A 17,495-nucleotide genomic window follows, 5' to 3' on the forward strand; every position below is an offset into this window, starting at 1 on the left:
AGGAGATAGACCAACGATGACCACTTTCAAAGTAGTTGTACACACGGACTGGACGGTAGGCACGATCAACCGTCATATCTATGGACATTTCGCGGAGCATTTGGGCCGCTGCATTTATGAAGGATTGTGGGTCGGCGAAGATTCATCGATTCCGAATACGAAAGGCATTCGCAATGACGTGCTTGAAGCACTTCGCAAGCTTAATATTCCGAACCTACGCTGGCCAGGTGGCTGCTTTGCAGACGAATACCATTGGAAGGACGGCGTAGGCCCGAGGGAGCTGCGTAAGCGGATGGTCAACACGCACTGGGGCGGCGTTGTGGAAAATAATCATTTCGGCACGCATGAGTTTTTCGAGCTGTGCGAGCTGCTGGACACCGAGCCGTACATCTGCGGCAATGTTGGCAGCGGCACCGTACAGGAAATGAGCGAATGGGTCGAATATATGACATTCGGCGGTGAATCTCCGATGGCGAATTTGCGCAGGGAGAATGGCCGTGAAGAGCCTTGGAAGCTGAAATATTTCGGCGTTGGCAACGAGAACTGGGGCTGCGGCGGCAACATGCATCCGGAGCATTATGCGGACTTGTACCGTAATTACCAGACTTACGTCAGACAATACGGCAATAATCGTATCTATAAGGTTGCAGGCGGCGCCAACATTGATGATTACCGTTGGACGGAAGTGCTTATGCGCAAGGCTGGCAATGTCATGGACGGTCTAAGCCTTCATTATTATACGATCCCGGGCAGCTGGGAAGAGAAGAAATCGGCACTTGAATTCAATGAGCAGGACTGGTCGGAGACGATGGCCAAGGCGTTCCATATGGACGAATTAATTACACGCCACAGCATCATTATGGATCAGTACGATCCGCAGAAGCATGTCGGCCTTATTGTTGACGAATGGGGCACCTGGTTCCTGACCGAGCCGGGCACAAATCCGGGCTTCCTGTTCCAGCAAAATACGATGCGTGATGCGCTTGTTGCCGCCATTCATCTGCATGTCTTCCACAAGCACTGCAGCCGGGTTCATATGGCGAATCTCGCGCAGATGGTCAACGTGCTTCAAGCAGTCATTATGACAGAAGGGGAGCAAATGCTGCTCACGCCGACGTACCATGTGCTTGAAATGTTCAAGGTGCATCAGGATGCCGAAGCGCTTGCGATCCATGGTTCATTCGGGGAATACGAAGGATTTGGCAAGAAGCTTCCGCAGGTGACGGTATCCGCATCGGTTAAGGATGCCGTTATCAGTGTCAGTCTGGCGAACCTTGATCCGAATCATGAAGCCGAGCTGAACGTTGAGCTCCGCGGCTCATCTTCCGGTTATACGGTAAGCGGCTCACTCCTCGCAGCAGATGATATTCACGCCCATAACACATTTGATCAGCCAAATCGGGTTGCGCAGCAGTCTCTTACCGAAGCGCAATGGGCGGACGGCATTCTGTCCGTGAAGCTGCCTCCGGCATCGGTGGCAGTCGTGCGGCTGACACCTGACGTATGATGGCGCGCACGGCTGGAAGATACTGCGGACTGCGAGCGGGGATCGGAACGGCTTTGACCGCCATGCTGCTGCTCGCCGGTTGCAGCGATGCGGGGAACAGCGGGGCAGGAAAAGTGGAGAATACAATACCGGTGTTTAATGAAGCATCTGTGCATGATCCGTCCGTCATTCGGGCGGAGGACGGTACTTATTATGTATTCGGCTCACATCTGGCGGCGGCAAAGTCAACCGACTTGATGAGCTGGGAGCTCGTTGCATCTGGCGCTGCTGACGGCAATCCTCTCATTCCGAATGTGACGGAGGAATTGCGTGAAACGTTTGAATGGGCACAGACCGATACGCTTTGGGCTGCGGACGTCATCCAGCTTGCAGATGGAAAGTATTACATGTATTACAACGCTTGCCGTGGCGATTCACCGCTCTCGGCAATGGGTGTAGCAGTGGCGGTTGACATCGAAGGCCCGTATAAGGATCTGGGCATTATTCTTAAGTCCGGTATGTGGGGAGAGCCGAGTGAGGATGGCGAGATTTACGACGCCACTATTCATCCGAATGTCGTCGATCCCGATGTCTTTTTCGATAAGGACGGCAAGCTGTGGATGGTGTACGGCTCTTATTCAGGCGGTATATTCATTCTGGAGATGGATGAGAAGACAGGTATGCCGCTGCCCGACCAAGGGTATGGCAAGAAGCTGCTTGGCGGCAACCATAGTCGGATCGAAGGTCCATATATGCTGTACAGCCCGGACACGGACTATTACTACCTGTTCCTGTCGTATGGCGGACTCGATGCCGCAGGCGGCTACAACATGCGGGTTGCACGTTCGAAAAATCCGGACGGTCCGTTCGTCGATGCAGAAGGAAGAGATATGATTGAGGCGAAGGCGGATCCGTCGCTTCCCCTGTTCGATGACCGGTCCGTTGAGCCGTTCGGCACAAAGTTGATGGGCAACCATCTGTGGAAGGATCCGGCGGATGAGGGACGCGAAGCCGGCTACGTATCACCTGGTCATAACTCAGCTTTCTTTAATGAGGAGAACGGAAGCTATTATTTAATCTTCCATTCGCGGTTCCCGTACAGCGGGGAGAAGCACGAGATTCGTGTGCATCAGTTTTTTCTGAACGAGGAAGGCTGGCCCGTTGTTGTACCGTTCCGGTACGCTGGCGAGACACTCGGGAAAGCCGAGAAGGATACAGTTGCGGGAGATTATGAGCTTGTGAACCACGGGAAGGACATTTCGGCTGAGCTGAAGGAATCGGCAGCGATCCGGCTAGAGAAAGACGGTACCGTGACTGGCGCGGTGAGCGGTGAGTGGAAGTTGAACGGGGAAGCCGGTCTACAGCTGGCAATAGACGGCGTTAACTACGACGGCTATTGGCTCCGGTCGTGGGATCAAACCGCGGAGGCATGGACGGAGACGTTCACCGTCCTGTCGAAGGATGGCATTGCTTTGTGGGGTGCAAGACGATAACAGTGCTTAAAATAGAGAGGGAGAGAGCGATGACTGAACAAAAAACGATGCAGGAGACGGAACAACCTATTATATTGCAGCGAGCTGATCCATGGGTATACAAGCATGAAGACGGATTCTACTACTTTACGGCGTCTGTTCCAGAATATGACCGGATCGAAGTGAGACGTGCAGCTACAATTGCGGGACTAGCGGAAGCGGAACCGGTTGTCGCCTGGCGGAAGCATGCATCTGGCATGATGAGTGCGAACATCTGGGCACCGGAAATTCATTTCATAGACGGCAAGTGGTATATCTACTTCGCTGCCGCCCGCACAGCAGAGACGAATGAAGGGCTGTTCGATCACCGCATGTTCGTACTGGAGAACGAATCGGAAAACCCGCTTGAAGGTGAATGGGTTGAGAAAGGTCAGATCAAGACGATGTGGGAATCGTTCGCACTCGATGCGACGACGTTCGAGCACCATGGCATCCGTTATCTGGTTTGGGCGCAGAAAGATCCGGACATCGAGGGCAACTCCAACCTGTATATTGCACCAATGGCCAACCCTTGGACGCTTGCGGCAGATGGCGTTATGCTGACAAAGCCGGAGTACGACTGGGAAGTGATCGGCTTCCTCGTGAACGAGGGTGCGGCTGTTCTTAAGCGTAATGGACTTATCTTCATCACCTATTCAGGAAGCGCGACGAATCATCATTACTGCATGGGACTGCTTGAAGCATCGGAAGAAGCGGATCTGATGGACCCGGCCTCGTGGAAAAAGTCGCCACAACCGGTGCTGAAGACGGATGAGACTCGTGGACTGTTCGGACCTGGACACAACAGCTTCACAAAGTCGGAGGATGGCGAGGACATTATCATTTTCCACGCCCGTACGTACAAGGAAATCGTAGGTGACCCGCTATACGATCCGAACCGTCATGCGTTCGTTCGCAAACTGCAGTGGAGCGCAGACGGAAAACCGATTTTTGAATAAGAGGAAAATGCCGTACTATCGGGGCGACTGTTGGTAGAATGCTATAAAACAAGCAATCATGCAAAGAGCGTAACTTTGATCAGTCAAGGTTACGCTCTTTCTATATATCTCCTATGCGTTCCTCTTAATCTTTCTTTCTGGAAAGATTAAGAGTTATTTAGTCTAACTTCTCAGCGCCCCTATCTACTCGATTTATTAACGCCTGAGTCCTATCATATTGCCGGAAGTGTATCTTCTTAACCCTTTATAGAAGATCAGGATCCCTCCGACGCACAAAGCTGACGCCATGCCAACAGCTCCGAAGAGGAAGTTCAGGTCGATCTCACGGATCAACGAGACAGGCATACTGCTTATAAAACCAGCGGGAATGACCGTAAATAATACAAGCCGGCCAAAGCCCTTGAAGATACCTGTAGGGTAGGTGGCAAAGGTGAGCAGCGCATTATACAATTGAAAACTTAGTCCTTCCGTGTTGCCAAGCCAGAAGGAGAGGCAGCCAGTAATAACACAAAAGAAGATAAAGATCAGTGCGGAGAGCAGCAGAGCTGCCGTAAATTTGATAGTCCCTAGCAGGGTAACGTTCCCAAACGCTAGGAAGATGAATATGGCAAACAGGAGATCACCTATTGCGCTCACCGACATGCGGCTAATCAGCACGTTCAGCAATACCGGCTTTGGTTGGGCGAGATAAACATCTAATTGCCCGGTTACGATCAGACTGGCAAGGCGTGTAGCATTGCCAAAGAAAATCGACATGATCCCAAAGCCACCTGCCGCTGCTGCCCACATCATCATCACATCCTGCATCGTCCAACCGTTAAGCACGGAGAAGCGCTGGAAATACATATCCCAGAAAATAATCCAGACAATGTTGTTCACCATCATGGTTCCGACAGTTAGCAGGAAGCTGAGTCGGAACTCCATCGCTCCTGCGAGATTCAGCCTCCAGCTTGCCGTTGTAAATCTGATCAGGCGGCGAAGCTTGCCTGGCTGATCATGTTCGGATATTCCCACCGTATATCTATTGTTATCCGCCATTGACATTCAGCTTCCGCACCCCCTTTCGATAAGCGAACCATACAACGAGCCCGATAAGAGCTGCCCACAGCCACTGCACGGCAAGCATGCCAGCTATCTCGCCGTGATGCATGCCAACAGCTGTTCGAGCCGGGAAATAGACAATGGTTTGAAAAGGCAGCCAGTGTCCAATCTGCTGCAGCTTATCTGGGAACAGCTCCAGCGGCATCAGCATACCGCCAACCGTAAATAAAATTTTGTTATAGACGAACTCAAGCCCTCTTGTCTCCTCGACCCAAAAGGCACTTAATGCAACAAGCATACCGAGCATAAAATTAACGGTAAAACCGCCAAATGCCATGAGAGGCAGCCATGCGAGACCTGCACCAACAGGCAGAGATCCGACCATCAAGAAGGCAATCGTAGAACCAAGCAGCAGATTGATTACAAATCGGATGGCAACCTCGCTCATATACTCGACATAGTGGAATGCGAGAAAGCTGACTGGTCTAATGAGCTTGAAGGCGACGTCACCACTTTTAACTTCTTCTTCGATTCGTGTACAGAGGCTTGGTGTAGCAAGTACCATCGATTCGGTGAAGACGAGATACCACATCATCTGCTTGAAGGTGTATCCGTTAATAGCTGTTGTACCTTCGCCAGCGAAGGTTGTTTGCCACAGCTGCATGAATATATAAAGGATGAGGAGCAAAAACAAGGAACGTATGACAAAATCGACGACATAAGCTAGTTGGCTGCGCAGGGTGATTTTGCCTATGAAAATATATTTGGCTGGTTTCGAGAAGCTGATCACATGACCGCCTCCTTTGCACGAAACGTCCCGTACATTCGGGAGATAATATCCTCCATCGGCGGGTCCTGTACTGTCATATCGACAATGCGATGGCTCGACATCAAGGCTGACATAACTGATTCAATCGTTGTATGCCCAGTGTCCACGCTGAGTGTGAGACGTGAGCCGCTGCGCGTCAAGACGGCTACGCCATCGAGAGAAAGCTGTCCAGGGTCATTTTCCAGCACAAGCTGTACGGTTTTATGAGTCAGAAATTGCTGCTTCATGAATTCAACCTGCCCATCAAACACGATTCCCCCATGATTAATGACAATGGCACGGTCACACAGCTTCTCCACGTCGCCAGCATCATGGGAAGTCAAGAAGATGGTAGTACCTTCCTCACGGTTCATCTCGACGATCAGCTCCCGAATCCGCTGCTTAACAACTGCATCAAGACCAATCGTTGGCTCATCAAGGAATAAGGCTTGTGGGCGATGGAGCAGGGAAGCGGCGATTTCACATCGCATTCGTTCGCCGAGTGACAGCTTACGCACTGGTGTATGCAAGTACGGACCAAGCTCGAAGCGCTCGATGAGGCTGTCGCGGCGCTCTGTATAATCATTCCGTCGCAGCTCATAGATCCGGCTCATTAATTCGAACGTATCCAGCGGCGGGAGATGGTACCACAGCTGCGACTTCTGCCCGAACACAGAACCGATGCGGTAAGCAAGCTTTGACCGTTCTGTCCAAGGACAACAGCCTAGAACTTCAGCTGTGCCAGAGGACGGATGGAGGATGCCGGTCAGCATCTTAATCGTAGTTGACTTGCCAGCGCCATTTGGTCCAAGGAAAGCAACGGTCTCTCCTTGCTCAACGGAAAATGTAATGCCTTCCACTGCGGCTTTGTCTGTAAATTGCGGCTTAAACAATGCCTTAAGGCTGCCCGTCAGACCGGCTTGCTTCTTTTTAACCTGGAACACCTTTTCCAATTGCTCAACCTGAATGGACCGCACCTTATACACCCCTTTTTGATTTAACCCGCTAAAGGGGAAAAGACCTTCGGTCTGTTTCGCCCAATGAACAGGCGGAACTTTCCGAAGGTCTTTTATTCCTCACGGTGTAGCTTGGCGCCACGCGCACAAGCCGGCTTCGCTTGGTTCGCCATCCTGATGGAGTCGGATCCCTAGAAGCCCTTCCGAAAAACTATTTTCCATATATTAACACGGTGTGTCAGGTGTGGCAACAGCTATTTTTTCAGCTGATTATTTGCAGCTGGCATTGCAACAATTCCTTACTCTGACTAAGATTAGGAGAATGGAAAGGGGATTTCTAGAGTAATGTGGATTTTATTTGCAATATTAGCGGCGTTATGCTTTGGATTAAGAGGAATTTTATATCATTATACCAGCCAGCTGCCGTTAAGCCGGACGGTGCTGCTATGTGGCGCATTTACAATGGGTGCACTTGTCTGCGGTATAATTGCTGTTATATCCGGCCAGCCTTGGATGACATCAGCCCTTGTTGGTATTCAGATGGGTGTGTTCTCCTTTGTTGCGAATGCGAGTATGTTCAAGGGATTTGCTGTCGGAAAAGCCTCACTTGTTGCAATCATTACGGCGCTTCCGGCTGTATTGGTTGTCATGGGGGCATACGTGTTATGGGGAGAAGCACTCAGTTCTATTCAATTGGCTGCTTTCGCTGTGATTGTGGCTGGTATCTTGCTTGTCCGTTATTCCAATGACTTGTCTCTTAAAAATCTGCAGGGAGCACAATGGGGGCTGTTGTCCCTCCTCATGTTCGCCTGCAATGATCTGTCCGGCTCTTGGTCCACAAAGCTGGACGCACCGCTCTTTCCAACCTTGTTCTTTATGTTTGCTTCTGGCTCCACCTGTTATGGTGTATGGTGGCTTAAGGATCGGCTTGCCATGAAGCGGGTCAGTTTGGCAATGGCTGCATCTACAGCTGACGTAACTGTCGCCGCCGCAGTGGAGAGCCAAGTGGCAGCTAAAACTTGGAGCGAGCGTCGGACCTTCTTTACGGGAATGCTGGTGGGAACAACGAATGCGGTGGGCATGATGATGATCGTAACGGCTTTTGATTTCGGTAAAGCTGGACTCGTATCGGCCGTAACGGCGTTAAATGTACTGATTGTGCTGCTGTACACTCGGTTTGTAGTGAAGGAGCAGTTTTCGCGTCTTGAAGTGACGGGGATGGCTTGTGCTTTTGGAGGAATTCTCTTTCTTCGTTTATTCGGAGGTTAAGAGGAGTAGTTAAGAGATCAAAAAAATCGCCCGCATAGGGCGATTTTTTTATTTCTCAGGGATTGGTTCCATGAATACGTTCTTCAGCATGGCTTTCACCTTACCAAGTGGGTTTCCGCTAAATGAGAAATTTATAATCATTGGAAAAACTACCAAACTAAATATTGACAGCATTGTTTGCGAGGTATACATTTGTATACATAAAGTGAAGTGTATACGAATGTATACGTTGTTTGAAGGAGGCATATACCTATGCGTAACGGCCAAGGACACAGAGGGAAGCATTTTAAGGAGGAGTGCAGAAATCGAGATGGTGGAAAGGCACAAACTTTTCGTCGAGGCAGAGCACTTGCTTTTCTAGAAAAGCTTACGGTTACTCGTTCCACGTTGCAACGACAGTTGAATGATCCGGATTTTGAGGCAATTAAACTGGTAGTCAGCGGTGAGCTGAAAGCTACCGAAGCTATTATGGAAGAATTTATTAATGTATTTCAGCTTCACGAGCTGCCACCAGAAGAAGTTTCTTCGGAAGAAGGTCCTGCGGAAGAAGAAATCAATTCTGAATCCAACAATGGAAGTGATGAGTCTTGAAATCTGAAGGAGTTTTAAAGCCGTATTTCAAGCAGACCTGGCATATTTACCTTGGATCTTTTACCCTTCATGCGGCTGCGAGTATCGTATTCGCTTATTTTCCGAAAGTACTTGGGGACTTTACGGATAAGCTGAAGGGCGGAGCACTTGGCTCCAACGATGTCGCTCATTACAGCCTGCTGTTAGTTTTCATTGGAGCGGGATATGCACTGCTGGGAGGATACGGTCAATATCTGGTCATGTACGTCGGACGGTTGTTCGAGTACATGACCCGTCGTCGTCTGTTCACCCATTTCTCAGGTCTTAGCGAGCATTACTATTCAAAGAATGGCGTCGGCAAAATGCTCAACTACTTCATGAACGATGTGACCGGCGTAAGGGAAGCGATCTCAATGGGCATCAACCAGACGGCCATGGCTTCCATGCTGTTGATTTCCTGTGTAGGGGCGATGATTCTAAGCGATATACCGCTCTATCTCATTGCTGCTTCCATAGGACCGCTCATTTTCATTCCTTGGATTGTCATCAAGATTGGTCCGGTTATCCGTAAGCGTTCCCGCAAAGTGCAGGAGGCGCTTGGCACGATGACGGAATCGGCAGAGGAGCAGTTTGGCGGTATTCGCGTGACGAAGAAGTTTGCCGTGGAACCTATTATGATTAATCGTTTTGGTGCCAAGGTGGATCAGATCAAGACTAATCAACTGTCGCTGGTACGGATCAGCTCGCTGTTCCAGGCAACGGTGCCGTTTCTTGGCAACCTGTCGATCATTGTGTCTTTGGCTTATGGCGGATATTTGACAATCAATGGGGACATTACCCTTGGTAATTTCGTTGCGTTAACCCTATACGTGCGGATGCTGATGAACCCGCTGCAGCAAATTGGTAACGTTATCAATACGGTACAGCGTTCGCGGGCATCCTTGCAGCGGCTTAATGAATTGATAGCGGTTCAGCCTGACATTGTGGAGTCTGAGCAGGCTACAGCTGTCAATCTGTCTGAAAATCCAATTCGCATTTCGGATTTGACGTTTACTTATCCCGGTGCTTCACAGCCTTCGCTGCATCATATTGATCTAGTAGTTCGACCGGGAATGACGATTGGCATCGTGGGGCGTACGGGCAGCGGAAAAACAACGCTAGTGAAGCAACTGCTTCGCGTGTATGATCCGCCGGCTAATGCGGTCCGGATCGGTTCTGAAGATATACGGAAGCTCTCGTTCGAAAGCCTTCGCACTCAGATCGCTTACGTGCCGCAGGACGGATTCCTGTTTAGCACAACAATTGGCGAGAATATTGCCTTTGCCAGGCGGCAGGCCGGGCAAAGCGAGATTCATGGGGCTGCCAAGCAGGCGCGGATTTATGATAATATTGTCGAATTCCCGGAAGGCTTCGAGACGAAGCTGGGAGAGAGGGGCGTAACCTTATCCGGCGGACAGCGTCAGCGAACAAGTCTGGCACGAGGCTTTATTATGCAGGCGCCTCTTATGATTCTAGATGACAGCGTCAGCGCCGTTGACGCGGTGACCGAAACCGAGATTATACACACGATTCAACAGGAGCGTCAAGGAAAAACAACGATTATTATCGCGCATCGGCTCAGCGCTTTGAAGCATGCGGATCTCATCATCGTGTTGGATGAAGGGAAAATCGTTCAGCGGGGCAAGCACGAGGAGCTGCTTGCGGAATCTGGACCTTATGCCGAGCTCCATGCGATTCAAGAGGAGGGAAGCCAATATGCCGACGGCCGTTAACAACTGGCAGATGGATCAGAAGGCGGGTAATGGAAAGCAGCCCAAACCGCAATACAAATCAGCTTTTCGTATCTTGAAGTCATATATAACCCCTCACAGGAAGACGTTTACTCTGGTTACCATTTGTACTATTATTGCCATTGCCTCAGAACTGTTCCAGCCGTACCTTGTGAAGATTGCGATTGACGATAACCTGATGGCGGGCAAGAACGATTACAGCAGTTTGATTGTGATTTGCGCGATCTATCTTGGCTTATCCCTCTCAAGCATGTTGTTTACTTATTTGCAAAATAACCTGCTGCAGGATGCCGGTCAAAGCATCGTAGCCCGCATCCGAAAACAGCTGTTCGAACATATTACAAAGCTGTCGATGTCCTATTTCGATAAAACGTCCAGCGGCAGCCTGATCACGCATGTTTCGAGCGATACCGAGGCGGTTAACCAGTTCTTTAACCAGGTATTGCTGACTCTGCTGAGGGATGGTCTTACGCTGGTTTCGATACTGGTGATGATGTTTTATCTGGATACTACGTTAGGCCTTTACTGTCTTCTTCTATTGCCGATTATTGCGCTTATCGCCATTGGTTTCCGGTCCTTCATGCGTACGACGTATCAGATGGCCAGGACGCGCTTGTCCCGTCTTGTCGCGTTTGTTGCGGAAAATCTCGCGGGTATGAGCCTGATTCAAGTCTTCCATCAGCAAAAAGCACAAGGAGAGTTGTACAAGGAGCGGAACGAGGATTATTTTAAGGCAAATGTCCGTGAGATCCGCACCGCAGTAACGTTTAACCGGACCTTTGATTTACTTGGTAACCTGACCATTGCTTTTGTCGTCTGGACCGGAGGCAAGGCTGTACTTGGCGATACGATAGAGTTTGGGGTCTTGTATGCTTTTATAACGTACATCCGTCAGTTCTTCCAGCCGATCAATGCGATTACCCAGCAATGGAATACTCTCCAGTCCGCAACGGTAGCGGTCAACCGGATCTGGGGCGTTCTCGATGTCGAGCCTGAAGTTGAGGATGCGGCCAAGCCGGTTAAAATTAACCATGATGCTGTACAAGGACGCGTGGACTATAACAAAATCTCGTTCAGCTACGGGAACGGGACTCCGATCTTCCGGGGACTTGATCTTCATATCCGTCCGGGCGAGATGGTCGGAATCGTGGGTACAACCGGCGCGGGCAAAAGCTCGCTGATGAGCTTGCTTTGCCGGTTCTATGATGTGCAGGAGGGCAGCGTGCAAATTGACGGGAATGATGTCCGTCATATCCCGCAGGCCGAGCTTCACCGGATTGTGGGTTTGGTTCAGCAGGAGCCATATCTGTATGCGGGAAGTATTATCGATAACGTTCGAATGTTTGACGACTCGATCTCGCGTGAAGACGTTATTCACGCTTGTGAATTCGTAGGGGCGGATCAGTTGATTAATCGTATGGCTGACGGCTACGATACGAAGTTGTCCGAACGAGGCAGCGGTTTATCAGCTGGCGAGCGGCAGTTGATCTCTTTTGCCCGGATTATCGTGTTCCGTCCGAAAATTCTAATTCTCGATGAAGCGACCGCCAACTTGGACTCTCAGACTGAACAGCTGATTCAACGAGCATTGCAGGTCGTGTCTGAGGGCAGGACAACAATTGTGATCGCCCACCGCTTGTCCACCATTATGCATGCGGACCGGATTCTTGTTCTAAGCCACGGCTCGGTTGTCGAGTCTGGAACGCATACGGAGCTTATTGAGCTGCAAGGGGTGTACGAGGAATTGTACCGCCACTCGCAAGGCGAGGTTGCTGCCGCGGCTCCAGAAGTGCAGACGGTTCGATAGAAGTGAAATGGTAAAAAAGTAAAAAAGCTGAAGCCCCTATTAATTAGGGCTTCAGCTTTTTTTATCATGAGCTGTCTATATTGGAAAACATCCAGTGAAAGATCTATATCCGAAATGTCTGGAGGGGCAGGTTGGATTTCGTACAGTGTTTTAGCCATTTTTTGCCGAGAATGCTGCTTAGGAGCTGAATTCTGTTGGATGGAATCCAACGTAGGTGAGGACCGCTATCATAATAGTGTTCCTATGCTGTACGAAATCCAACCTAGCTCAAGAAGGGTAGTAGAGTTACTTAGCCAGCTTCAGCGGCCTGACTCATCTCAACACACATCAGAATAAAGGCGCCTGCACCATGCAAGTCGTTCTCGCTTGTTGGGCGGGCGATGTAGTGGGCATAGTCGCCAATCCCCGTGCCAATGCAGATCTGTCCGATGACTACGTTGCCTTTGTCATCAAACTTCAAAGTATCGATCACACCTTGATAACCTTTCCAAGCATACTCCAAATACTTCGCATCCAGATAGCCAAACCGGACGGCTTTGGCGATAGCATGTACATATAGAGCGGTACAGGAGTTTTCAAGCCAGTTATCCGGCTCATCTCCTTTATCGACAACCTGGTACCATAAGCCAGTTGCAGGATCCTGATAATTGATCAAGGCTATCAGCAGATCTTGCAGAATCTCAACGAGTGCTGCTTTATCCTTGTGATCCTCAGGGAGGTGTTCGAACATTTCGAGCAAAGCGACTGGATACCAGCCGATTGCACGGCCCCAAAATTCTGGTGCTAGACCGGTTTCAGGATCAGCCCACGAAGCTTCCTTTGTCTCATCCCAGCCATGATACAAGAGTCCGGTAACAGGATCCTTCGTATGTTTGGCCATTAAGATCGCCTGATAAGTCATCATGTCAAAATATTCATTTGCATCAAATGCTTTGCCAAACTGCACGGCGATTGGCCCCGCCATATATAGTCCGTCCAGCCACATTTGATTCGGATAATGCTCTTTATGCCAGAAACCTCCGGAAGCGTTCGTTTTCCATGATTTAAGCAGCGGCACAAGGTAGTGCAAAGCATTCTTATATCGTTCATCGCCTGTCTGCTCGTACAAATTATATAACAGTACGCCTGGCTGAATATCGTCCAGTTCATCAGGCTTATGCTTTTTGATGCTGCCGTCCGTAAGAACCTGGCTGTCCACCCAGCGTTTCAGGTAACCGTAATATTTCGAGTTTTGTGTCTCCTTCCAGCATTTCTCCATGCCAGATAGGAAAACCCCTTGATGATAATGAAATCGGTCTGGTGGAAGCAGCTCCGGCTCAAACTTAGCCATTAATGCCTCACAAGCTTTCTCTGCCCACTTAATAGGGGAATATGCAGGTTTCTTGTTATTCTGGATATTTACTGCCTCAGAAGAATTCATTAATTATTCAGCCTCCCTCATCGTCTTAAGGTTATACTAGCACGAGGAAATGTACATTTTTTGCAGAAAAGAATGAATTCTTCTTATATCTTGCTGTAAATGAACGAATGCGTATAATGAGAGATATCCAAATTGGAAGGGGTGAGGCGAGGAATGGGGGATTTCCAATACGATAACGGTGAGGGAACCTACTCGGTATCCTATCGCAAAGCCCGCAGTCATAACATGCCTGTAAGCCATTTTCATAGTACATATGAAATTTTCTGCTTAATGTCCGGGAAGCGGGAATTTTTTATAAAGGATCGGACGATGGTCATTCATGAAGGAGACATTGTGATCATTGCACCCAATATCCTGCACAGGACGACCAATACGGAGACCCCGGAGCATGAACGGCTTATTGTAAATATTCATGAAAAGCATATGGCAGCTGGGAACAGCACTTATATGGATGTTCTGCATCCATTGTTTGAGAAGGAGTACCTCATAGTAAAATGCTCGTTACAGGATCGGTTAGCAATTGAAAGTTTGGCGCAAAATATCATATTGGAAATGCAGGAAAAGAAGCCTGGATTTGAAATGTATACGCAGACTTTAGCATTGCAGGTGTTGATGATCTGCTGCCGCCATGTGAAGCAGAACAGCGTAGAGACGCTCGAGTCTCCAAGCCCGATGCATGAGCGAATATCAGAAGTTGTCCGCTACATAAACAGCCATTATATGCAGGAGCTGTCGCTTCATTTACTGGCGGAGAGGTTCTACGTCAGCCCTTATTATTTGAGCCGTTTTTTCAAGGAAGCTACCGGATTTACGTTCGTCGAATATTTGAATAGTGTCAGAATCAAGGAAGCGAAGAAGCTGCTTGAGCAATCATCCATGAAGGTTAATCTTATCGCGAAGCGGGTTGGCTTCGGCAGTGTGACGCATTTTGGCAGAGTGTTCAAGTCGGTCACAGGATATGTTCCTTTGCATTATCGGAAGGGGAATTAGGTTGTATTTCCATTACCTTTCATCCTCAAATGTTCACAAAATTGTCACTTATGAAGAGGGGGTTCAAATCTCTATAATGACAAAGAGAACAGAAAGGATGATGATTTTGCCGAAGAATAAGCGAGAAGATTTTTATTTTGGATTGATGATGGTGACGGGGATGGCCCTTGTCATGATTACGTATAATTTCATACGTAATGACTTGTTTGGAACGTTGTCATTAGGAGAAATTGTGCTGCAGTATGTGTTAGGCTTTATTGTTGCTTTTGTCATTGAGATGTTTGTGGTAGGGCCAATTGCAAAGAAAGCTGCCTTTTCGCTGCCTTATGATAAATCGAAGAAAGTATATGTGATCTTGTCCCTTGCCTTCTGCATGGTTACGGGTATGGTTCTGTGCATGTCGTTGTATGGTCTGATCAGCTCCTCTTTGGCAGACAGCTTGGGAGAGGGATCGTTACTCAAACATTATTTCTCGATCGTCTTCCATAACTATATTCTGGCCTTCCCGCTTCAATTGATCGTGATGGGGCCGCTGGTACGGTTCTTGTTCATTAAGTTTGTGGCAAACAAAAATGCGGCGAAATTGGCTGCTTAATTGCAATACCTTTGAAATGTCGTGGGCATCTATAATGATGCTCCACGGCATTTTTTATATTTTGTATATTTATGGTAGAGTAGGGGAAAGGTGGTGTGTGTCATTGGATCCTATTAAACGTACTATCAATGAACTTGAACTTTGGGAAACGACATCTATTTTGTATGATTTGTTGAAAGAGGCTGAGAGTTTTCCGGATCAAGATCTGTCGGGCAGACTGTTGAAGCTCTGGGGTGAACAAATAGAGGAAGCACGTCTGCGGCGCGAGGAAGCCGAACGGGTTCAAAGCAATGTACATATTATTTTCAGCCTATCAGACGCTGGTTCCTTAAAAGTCGCGCTTAGTGAGACCGGTAAGAGAGAAGAAAATAAAGTATTGGCTTTTAATGAATCGTTTTCCATCGGACCGATAGTTCAGTTGGATAAAGTGGAAGGCAGACGGTTGAGACAACAATGGATGAGAGAACGCTTCTCTCCTTTCCATTTTCTGAACAATATGAATAGAGAGCATCAAATCGAGCACGTGATAGATGAATTAGATAAACTTACGGAAGATAAGACCATTATCATTTGGTGTGCAAATAACGCACATGATCAGACCGGATTGAGGTTTGTCATGCACTTATTGCGTGAACATAAACAGTCAATAAAGATTGTTAATTTTACAGAGATTCTTCACGACTTGCCTGTTCCTCCCATTGCCCAAGCCTACGTTGAAAGAGATGTACATCGAGAAATGGTGAGAAGCTTCCACAGCGTAAAGCCATTATCTACTCAAGAGCGGCAGCAATACGTCTCATCTTGGGAGGAGCTATCGAACCAGAATCAAACGCTTCGACTATGGCAGGATGGAGATGTTAAAGGGTGTGCAGAAAATGAGTTGGACGAGTTGTTTCTTTCAACCGTTTCTTCGTTACAGGAGGAGTATGACGAAGAAGGGTTTATAAGAGCCGGGAAAGTCGTAGCAGCAATATTCGAAAACTTTAACCAAGTTATTAATGATTCCTTTATTGAGTACAGATTCTGGACCATGATCAGCAGCGGGAAACTACTTTTCAGAGGTCTTCCAGGAGCATTATATCAGTATTCTATTAAGTTAAACGAATAATAGAGAGGATGATTACACTTGTCGAAAACGTTGAGAGAATGGAATGAAGAGCTAGAGTCATTAAGAGAGAGGGCATCTGAACGCGAGTATTTGGAGCGCAGGTCAGATCAGCTTGATCGTATGCTGCGGAATGCTAGGAATAAAATCTCGAAGCTAACGGCTGAACATGACCGGGAGCAGGAGGATGTCACTAGACTGGAGCGGAAATCCTGGGCAAACTTATTCCACAGCATAATGGGAAATAAAGAAGATCGATTGAAGATTGAGCGGAAGGAAGCACTCGCTGTGGCGCTAAAGCTTCAGGAAGCTCAACCGGCAATCATTAAGCTGGAGCAGGAAAATCTGGAAGTATCTACGAAGTTAGCTGCTGTCCATGAGGCCATGAACACCTATAAACAAGTTCTTCTGCAAAAGGAGCAGTTCCTGCGCAGCGGCGATCCGACTGCCTCCGGTCGATTGTCTGAGCTGGATGAAAGCCTATTCCGCGAACAGACGGAAATGAAGGAGTTTCGTGAAGCAGCATCAGCCTGCAGAAAACTGGTCGAAGCATTAAGCAACGCAAGTGTAAAGCTGGACTCTGCTAAAGATTGGGGAACGTATGATATGCTGGGCGGCGGAGCACTCAGCACCTCTATCAAACACTCCCGTATGGATGAAGCACAGGATTATATTCACGAGGCGCAGCATCACCTTCGGCAGCTGCAAATTGAATTAAATGATCTCAAACGTACGGCTGACCTATCGGTTGAACTTGGGACAATGGACAAGTTTGCCGATTATTTCTTTGATAATTTAATTACAGACTGGATTGTACAGAATCAAATCAAGTCATCTATTAGTGATGTTAACTCACAGTTATCGGAAGCGACAGGACTTCTGGTTAAATTAGATAATGAAGTGAGGGCGTCCGAACGACGTCAGGAGGCTATTAGACAGCAGCGAGCGGCATTCATTGAACTTTTTGACTAACTTATTAATTTTCGAAAAATAGAACTACATACGATAGAGCTCCGGACGTCATGTGCCGGGGCTTTTTTTATTCACTCCTTTATTTGAAGTGATTTTTGAGAGTCATCTAAGTAGAGTGTTATGTCGTAATATTATAGTCGAATCTTCTGATTTAGATTGAATAAAGGTGAAGGTAGAGAAATATCTATGAACTATAACCGCATGGAAGCGCTTAAC

15 protein-coding genes are annotated in these 17,495 nt (G+C 48.3%); 11 read left to right on the forward strand and 4 right to left on the reverse strand.

The window, feature by feature from the left end; genetic code table 11:
* Positions 1–16 precede the first annotated feature (16 nt).
* From FHS17_RS07750 to FHS17_RS07760, 3 genes are read left to right on the forward strand one after another with little or no spacing between them, the layout of a single operon-like run.
* Positions 17–1,507 carry an alpha-N-arabinofuranosidase gene (locus FHS17_RS07750; protein WP_167277561.1) on the forward strand — a complete coding sequence of 497 codons (1,491 nt, stop codon included), beginning with the start codon at positions 17–19 and terminating at the stop codon, positions 1,505–1,507.
* Positions 1,504–2,979: an arabinan endo-1,5-alpha-L-arabinosidase AbnB gene (gene abnB / locus FHS17_RS07755; RefSeq protein WP_415639859.1), complete on the forward strand. Its 1,476-nt coding sequence runs from the start codon at positions 1,504–1,506 to the stop codon at positions 2,977–2,979. The genes FHS17_RS07750 and abnB overlap by 4 nt, the downstream gene beginning before the upstream one ends.
* Before the next feature lie 29 nt (positions 2,980–3,008).
* Complete coding sequence (locus FHS17_RS07760; protein WP_243865237.1) at positions 3,009–3,956, forward strand: glycoside hydrolase family 43 protein; 948 nt, start codon at positions 3,009–3,011, stop codon at positions 3,954–3,956.
* A gap of 195 nt (positions 3,957–4,151) precedes the next feature.
* Here FHS17_RS07760 and FHS17_RS07765 read toward each other — a convergent pair whose 3' ends face one another.
* The 3 genes from FHS17_RS07765 to FHS17_RS07775 are packed head-to-tail and all read right to left on the reverse strand — an operon-like array spanning position 4,152 to position 6,782.
* Complete coding sequence (locus FHS17_RS07765; protein ID WP_243865238.1) at positions 4,152–5,000, reverse strand: ABC transporter permease; 849 nt, start codon at positions 4,998–5,000, stop codon at positions 4,152–4,154.
* Positions 4,984–5,787: an ABC-2 family transporter protein gene (locus tag FHS17_RS07770; RefSeq protein ID WP_167277562.1), complete on the reverse strand. Its 804-nt coding sequence runs from the start codon at positions 5,785–5,787 to the stop codon at positions 4,984–4,986. Before FHS17_RS07770 ends, FHS17_RS07765 begins: the two co-directional genes overlap by 17 nt.
* Positions 5,784–6,782, reverse strand: coding sequence for an ATP-binding cassette domain-containing protein (locus FHS17_RS07775; protein WP_167277563.1), 999 nt, complete (start codon positions 6,780–6,782; stop codon positions 5,784–5,786). The genes FHS17_RS07770 and FHS17_RS07775 overlap by 4 nt, the downstream gene beginning before the upstream one ends.
* A 324-nt stretch (positions 6,783–7,106) precedes the next feature.
* Here FHS17_RS07775 and FHS17_RS07780 point away from each other — a divergent pair, with 324 nt between their 5' ends.
* From FHS17_RS07780 to FHS17_RS07795, 4 genes are all read left to right on the forward strand, one after another.
* On the forward strand, positions 7,107–8,030 hold the full coding sequence (locus tag FHS17_RS07780) for a DMT family transporter (RefSeq protein ID WP_167277566.1): 924 nt from the start codon (positions 7,107–7,109) through the stop codon (positions 8,028–8,030).
* Positions 8,031–8,282: 252 nt separating this feature from the next.
* Positions 8,283–8,621: a hypothetical protein gene (locus FHS17_RS07785; protein ID WP_167277568.1), complete on the forward strand. Its 339-nt coding sequence runs from the start codon at positions 8,283–8,285 to the stop codon at positions 8,619–8,621.
* The gene (locus FHS17_RS07790; RefSeq protein ID WP_167277571.1) at positions 8,618–10,372 is read left to right on the forward strand and encodes an ABC transporter ATP-binding protein; all 1,755 of its coding nucleotides are present in this window, start codon (positions 8,618–8,620) and stop codon (positions 10,370–10,372) included. Before FHS17_RS07785 ends, FHS17_RS07790 begins: the two co-directional genes overlap by 4 nt.
* On the forward strand, positions 10,356–12,197 hold the full coding sequence (locus FHS17_RS07795) for an ABC transporter ATP-binding protein (RefSeq protein ID WP_167277573.1): 1,842 nt from the start codon (positions 10,356–10,358) through the stop codon (positions 12,195–12,197). The genes FHS17_RS07790 and FHS17_RS07795 overlap by 17 nt, the downstream gene beginning before the upstream one ends.
* Before the next feature lie 289 nt (positions 12,198–12,486).
* Here the strand turns inward: FHS17_RS07795 and FHS17_RS07800 are convergent, their stop codons facing one another.
* Positions 12,487–13,617 carry a glycoside hydrolase family 88/105 protein gene (locus FHS17_RS07800; RefSeq protein ID WP_167277574.1) on the reverse strand — a complete coding sequence of 377 codons (1,131 nt, stop codon included), beginning with the start codon at positions 13,615–13,617 and terminating at the stop codon, positions 12,487–12,489.
* Positions 13,618–13,770: 153 nt separating this feature from the next.
* Between FHS17_RS07800 and FHS17_RS07805 the strand changes: the two genes are divergently transcribed.
* From FHS17_RS07805 to FHS17_RS07820, 4 genes are all read left to right on the forward strand, one after another.
* Positions 13,771–14,607, forward strand: a complete 837-nt coding sequence (locus tag FHS17_RS07805) for an AraC family transcriptional regulator (RefSeq protein ID WP_167277575.1) — start codon at positions 13,771–13,773, stop codon at positions 14,605–14,607.
* Between the two features lie 76 nt (positions 14,608–14,683).
* The gene (locus FHS17_RS07810; RefSeq protein WP_243865239.1) at positions 14,684–15,202 is read left to right on the forward strand and encodes a DUF2798 domain-containing protein; all 519 of its coding nucleotides are present in this window, start codon (positions 14,684–14,686) and stop codon (positions 15,200–15,202) included.
* A 103-nt stretch (positions 15,203–15,305) separates the two neighbouring features.
* A complete protein-coding gene (locus tag FHS17_RS07815; protein ID WP_167277576.1) occupies positions 15,306–16,310 on the forward strand; it encodes a DUF1835 domain-containing protein in 1,005 nt (334 codons plus the stop codon).
* Between the two features lie 18 nt (positions 16,311–16,328).
* The gene (locus FHS17_RS07820; protein WP_167277578.1) at positions 16,329–17,279 is read left to right on the forward strand and encodes a coiled-coil domain-containing protein; all 951 of its coding nucleotides are present in this window, start codon (positions 16,329–16,331) and stop codon (positions 17,277–17,279) included.
* The last annotated feature ends 216 nt before the right edge of the window (positions 17,280–17,495 follow it).

It is taken from the genome of Paenibacillus lupini (assembly GCF_011761355.1).
Taxonomy (GTDB): domain Bacteria; phylum Bacillota; class Bacilli; order Paenibacillales; family Paenibacillaceae; genus Pristimantibacillus; species Pristimantibacillus lupini.

Coding starts and splice junctions, on each gene's coding strand:
- FHS17_RS07750 (WP_167277561.1), top strand. CDS start 17: ATGACCACTTTCAAAGTAGTTGTACACACGGACTGGACGGTAGGCACG.
- abnB (WP_415639859.1), top strand. CDS start 1,504: ATGATGGCGCGCACGGCTGGAAGATACTGCGGACTGCGAGCGGGGATC.
- FHS17_RS07760 (WP_243865237.1), top strand. CDS start 3,009: ATGACTGAACAAAAAACGATGCAGGAGACGGAACAACCTATTATATTG.
- FHS17_RS07765 (WP_243865238.1), bottom strand. CDS start 5,000: ATGTCAATGGCGGATAACAATAGATATACGGTGGGAATATCCGAACAT.
- FHS17_RS07780 (WP_167277566.1), top strand. CDS start 7,107: ATGTGGATTTTATTTGCAATATTAGCGGCGTTATGCTTTGGATTAAGA.
- FHS17_RS07785 (WP_167277568.1), top strand. CDS start 8,283: ATGCGTAACGGCCAAGGACACAGAGGGAAGCATTTTAAGGAGGAGTGC.
- FHS17_RS07795 (WP_167277573.1), top strand. CDS start 10,356: ATGCCGACGGCCGTTAACAACTGGCAGATGGATCAGAAGGCGGGTAAT.
- FHS17_RS07800 (WP_167277574.1), bottom strand. CDS start 13,617: ATGAATTCTTCTGAGGCAGTAAATATCCAGAATAACAAGAAACCTGCA.
- FHS17_RS07805 (WP_167277575.1), top strand. CDS start 13,771: ATGGGGGATTTCCAATACGATAACGGTGAGGGAACCTACTCGGTATCC.
- FHS17_RS07810 (WP_243865239.1), top strand. CDS start 14,684: ATGACAAAGAGAACAGAAAGGATGATGATTTTGCCGAAGAATAAGCGA.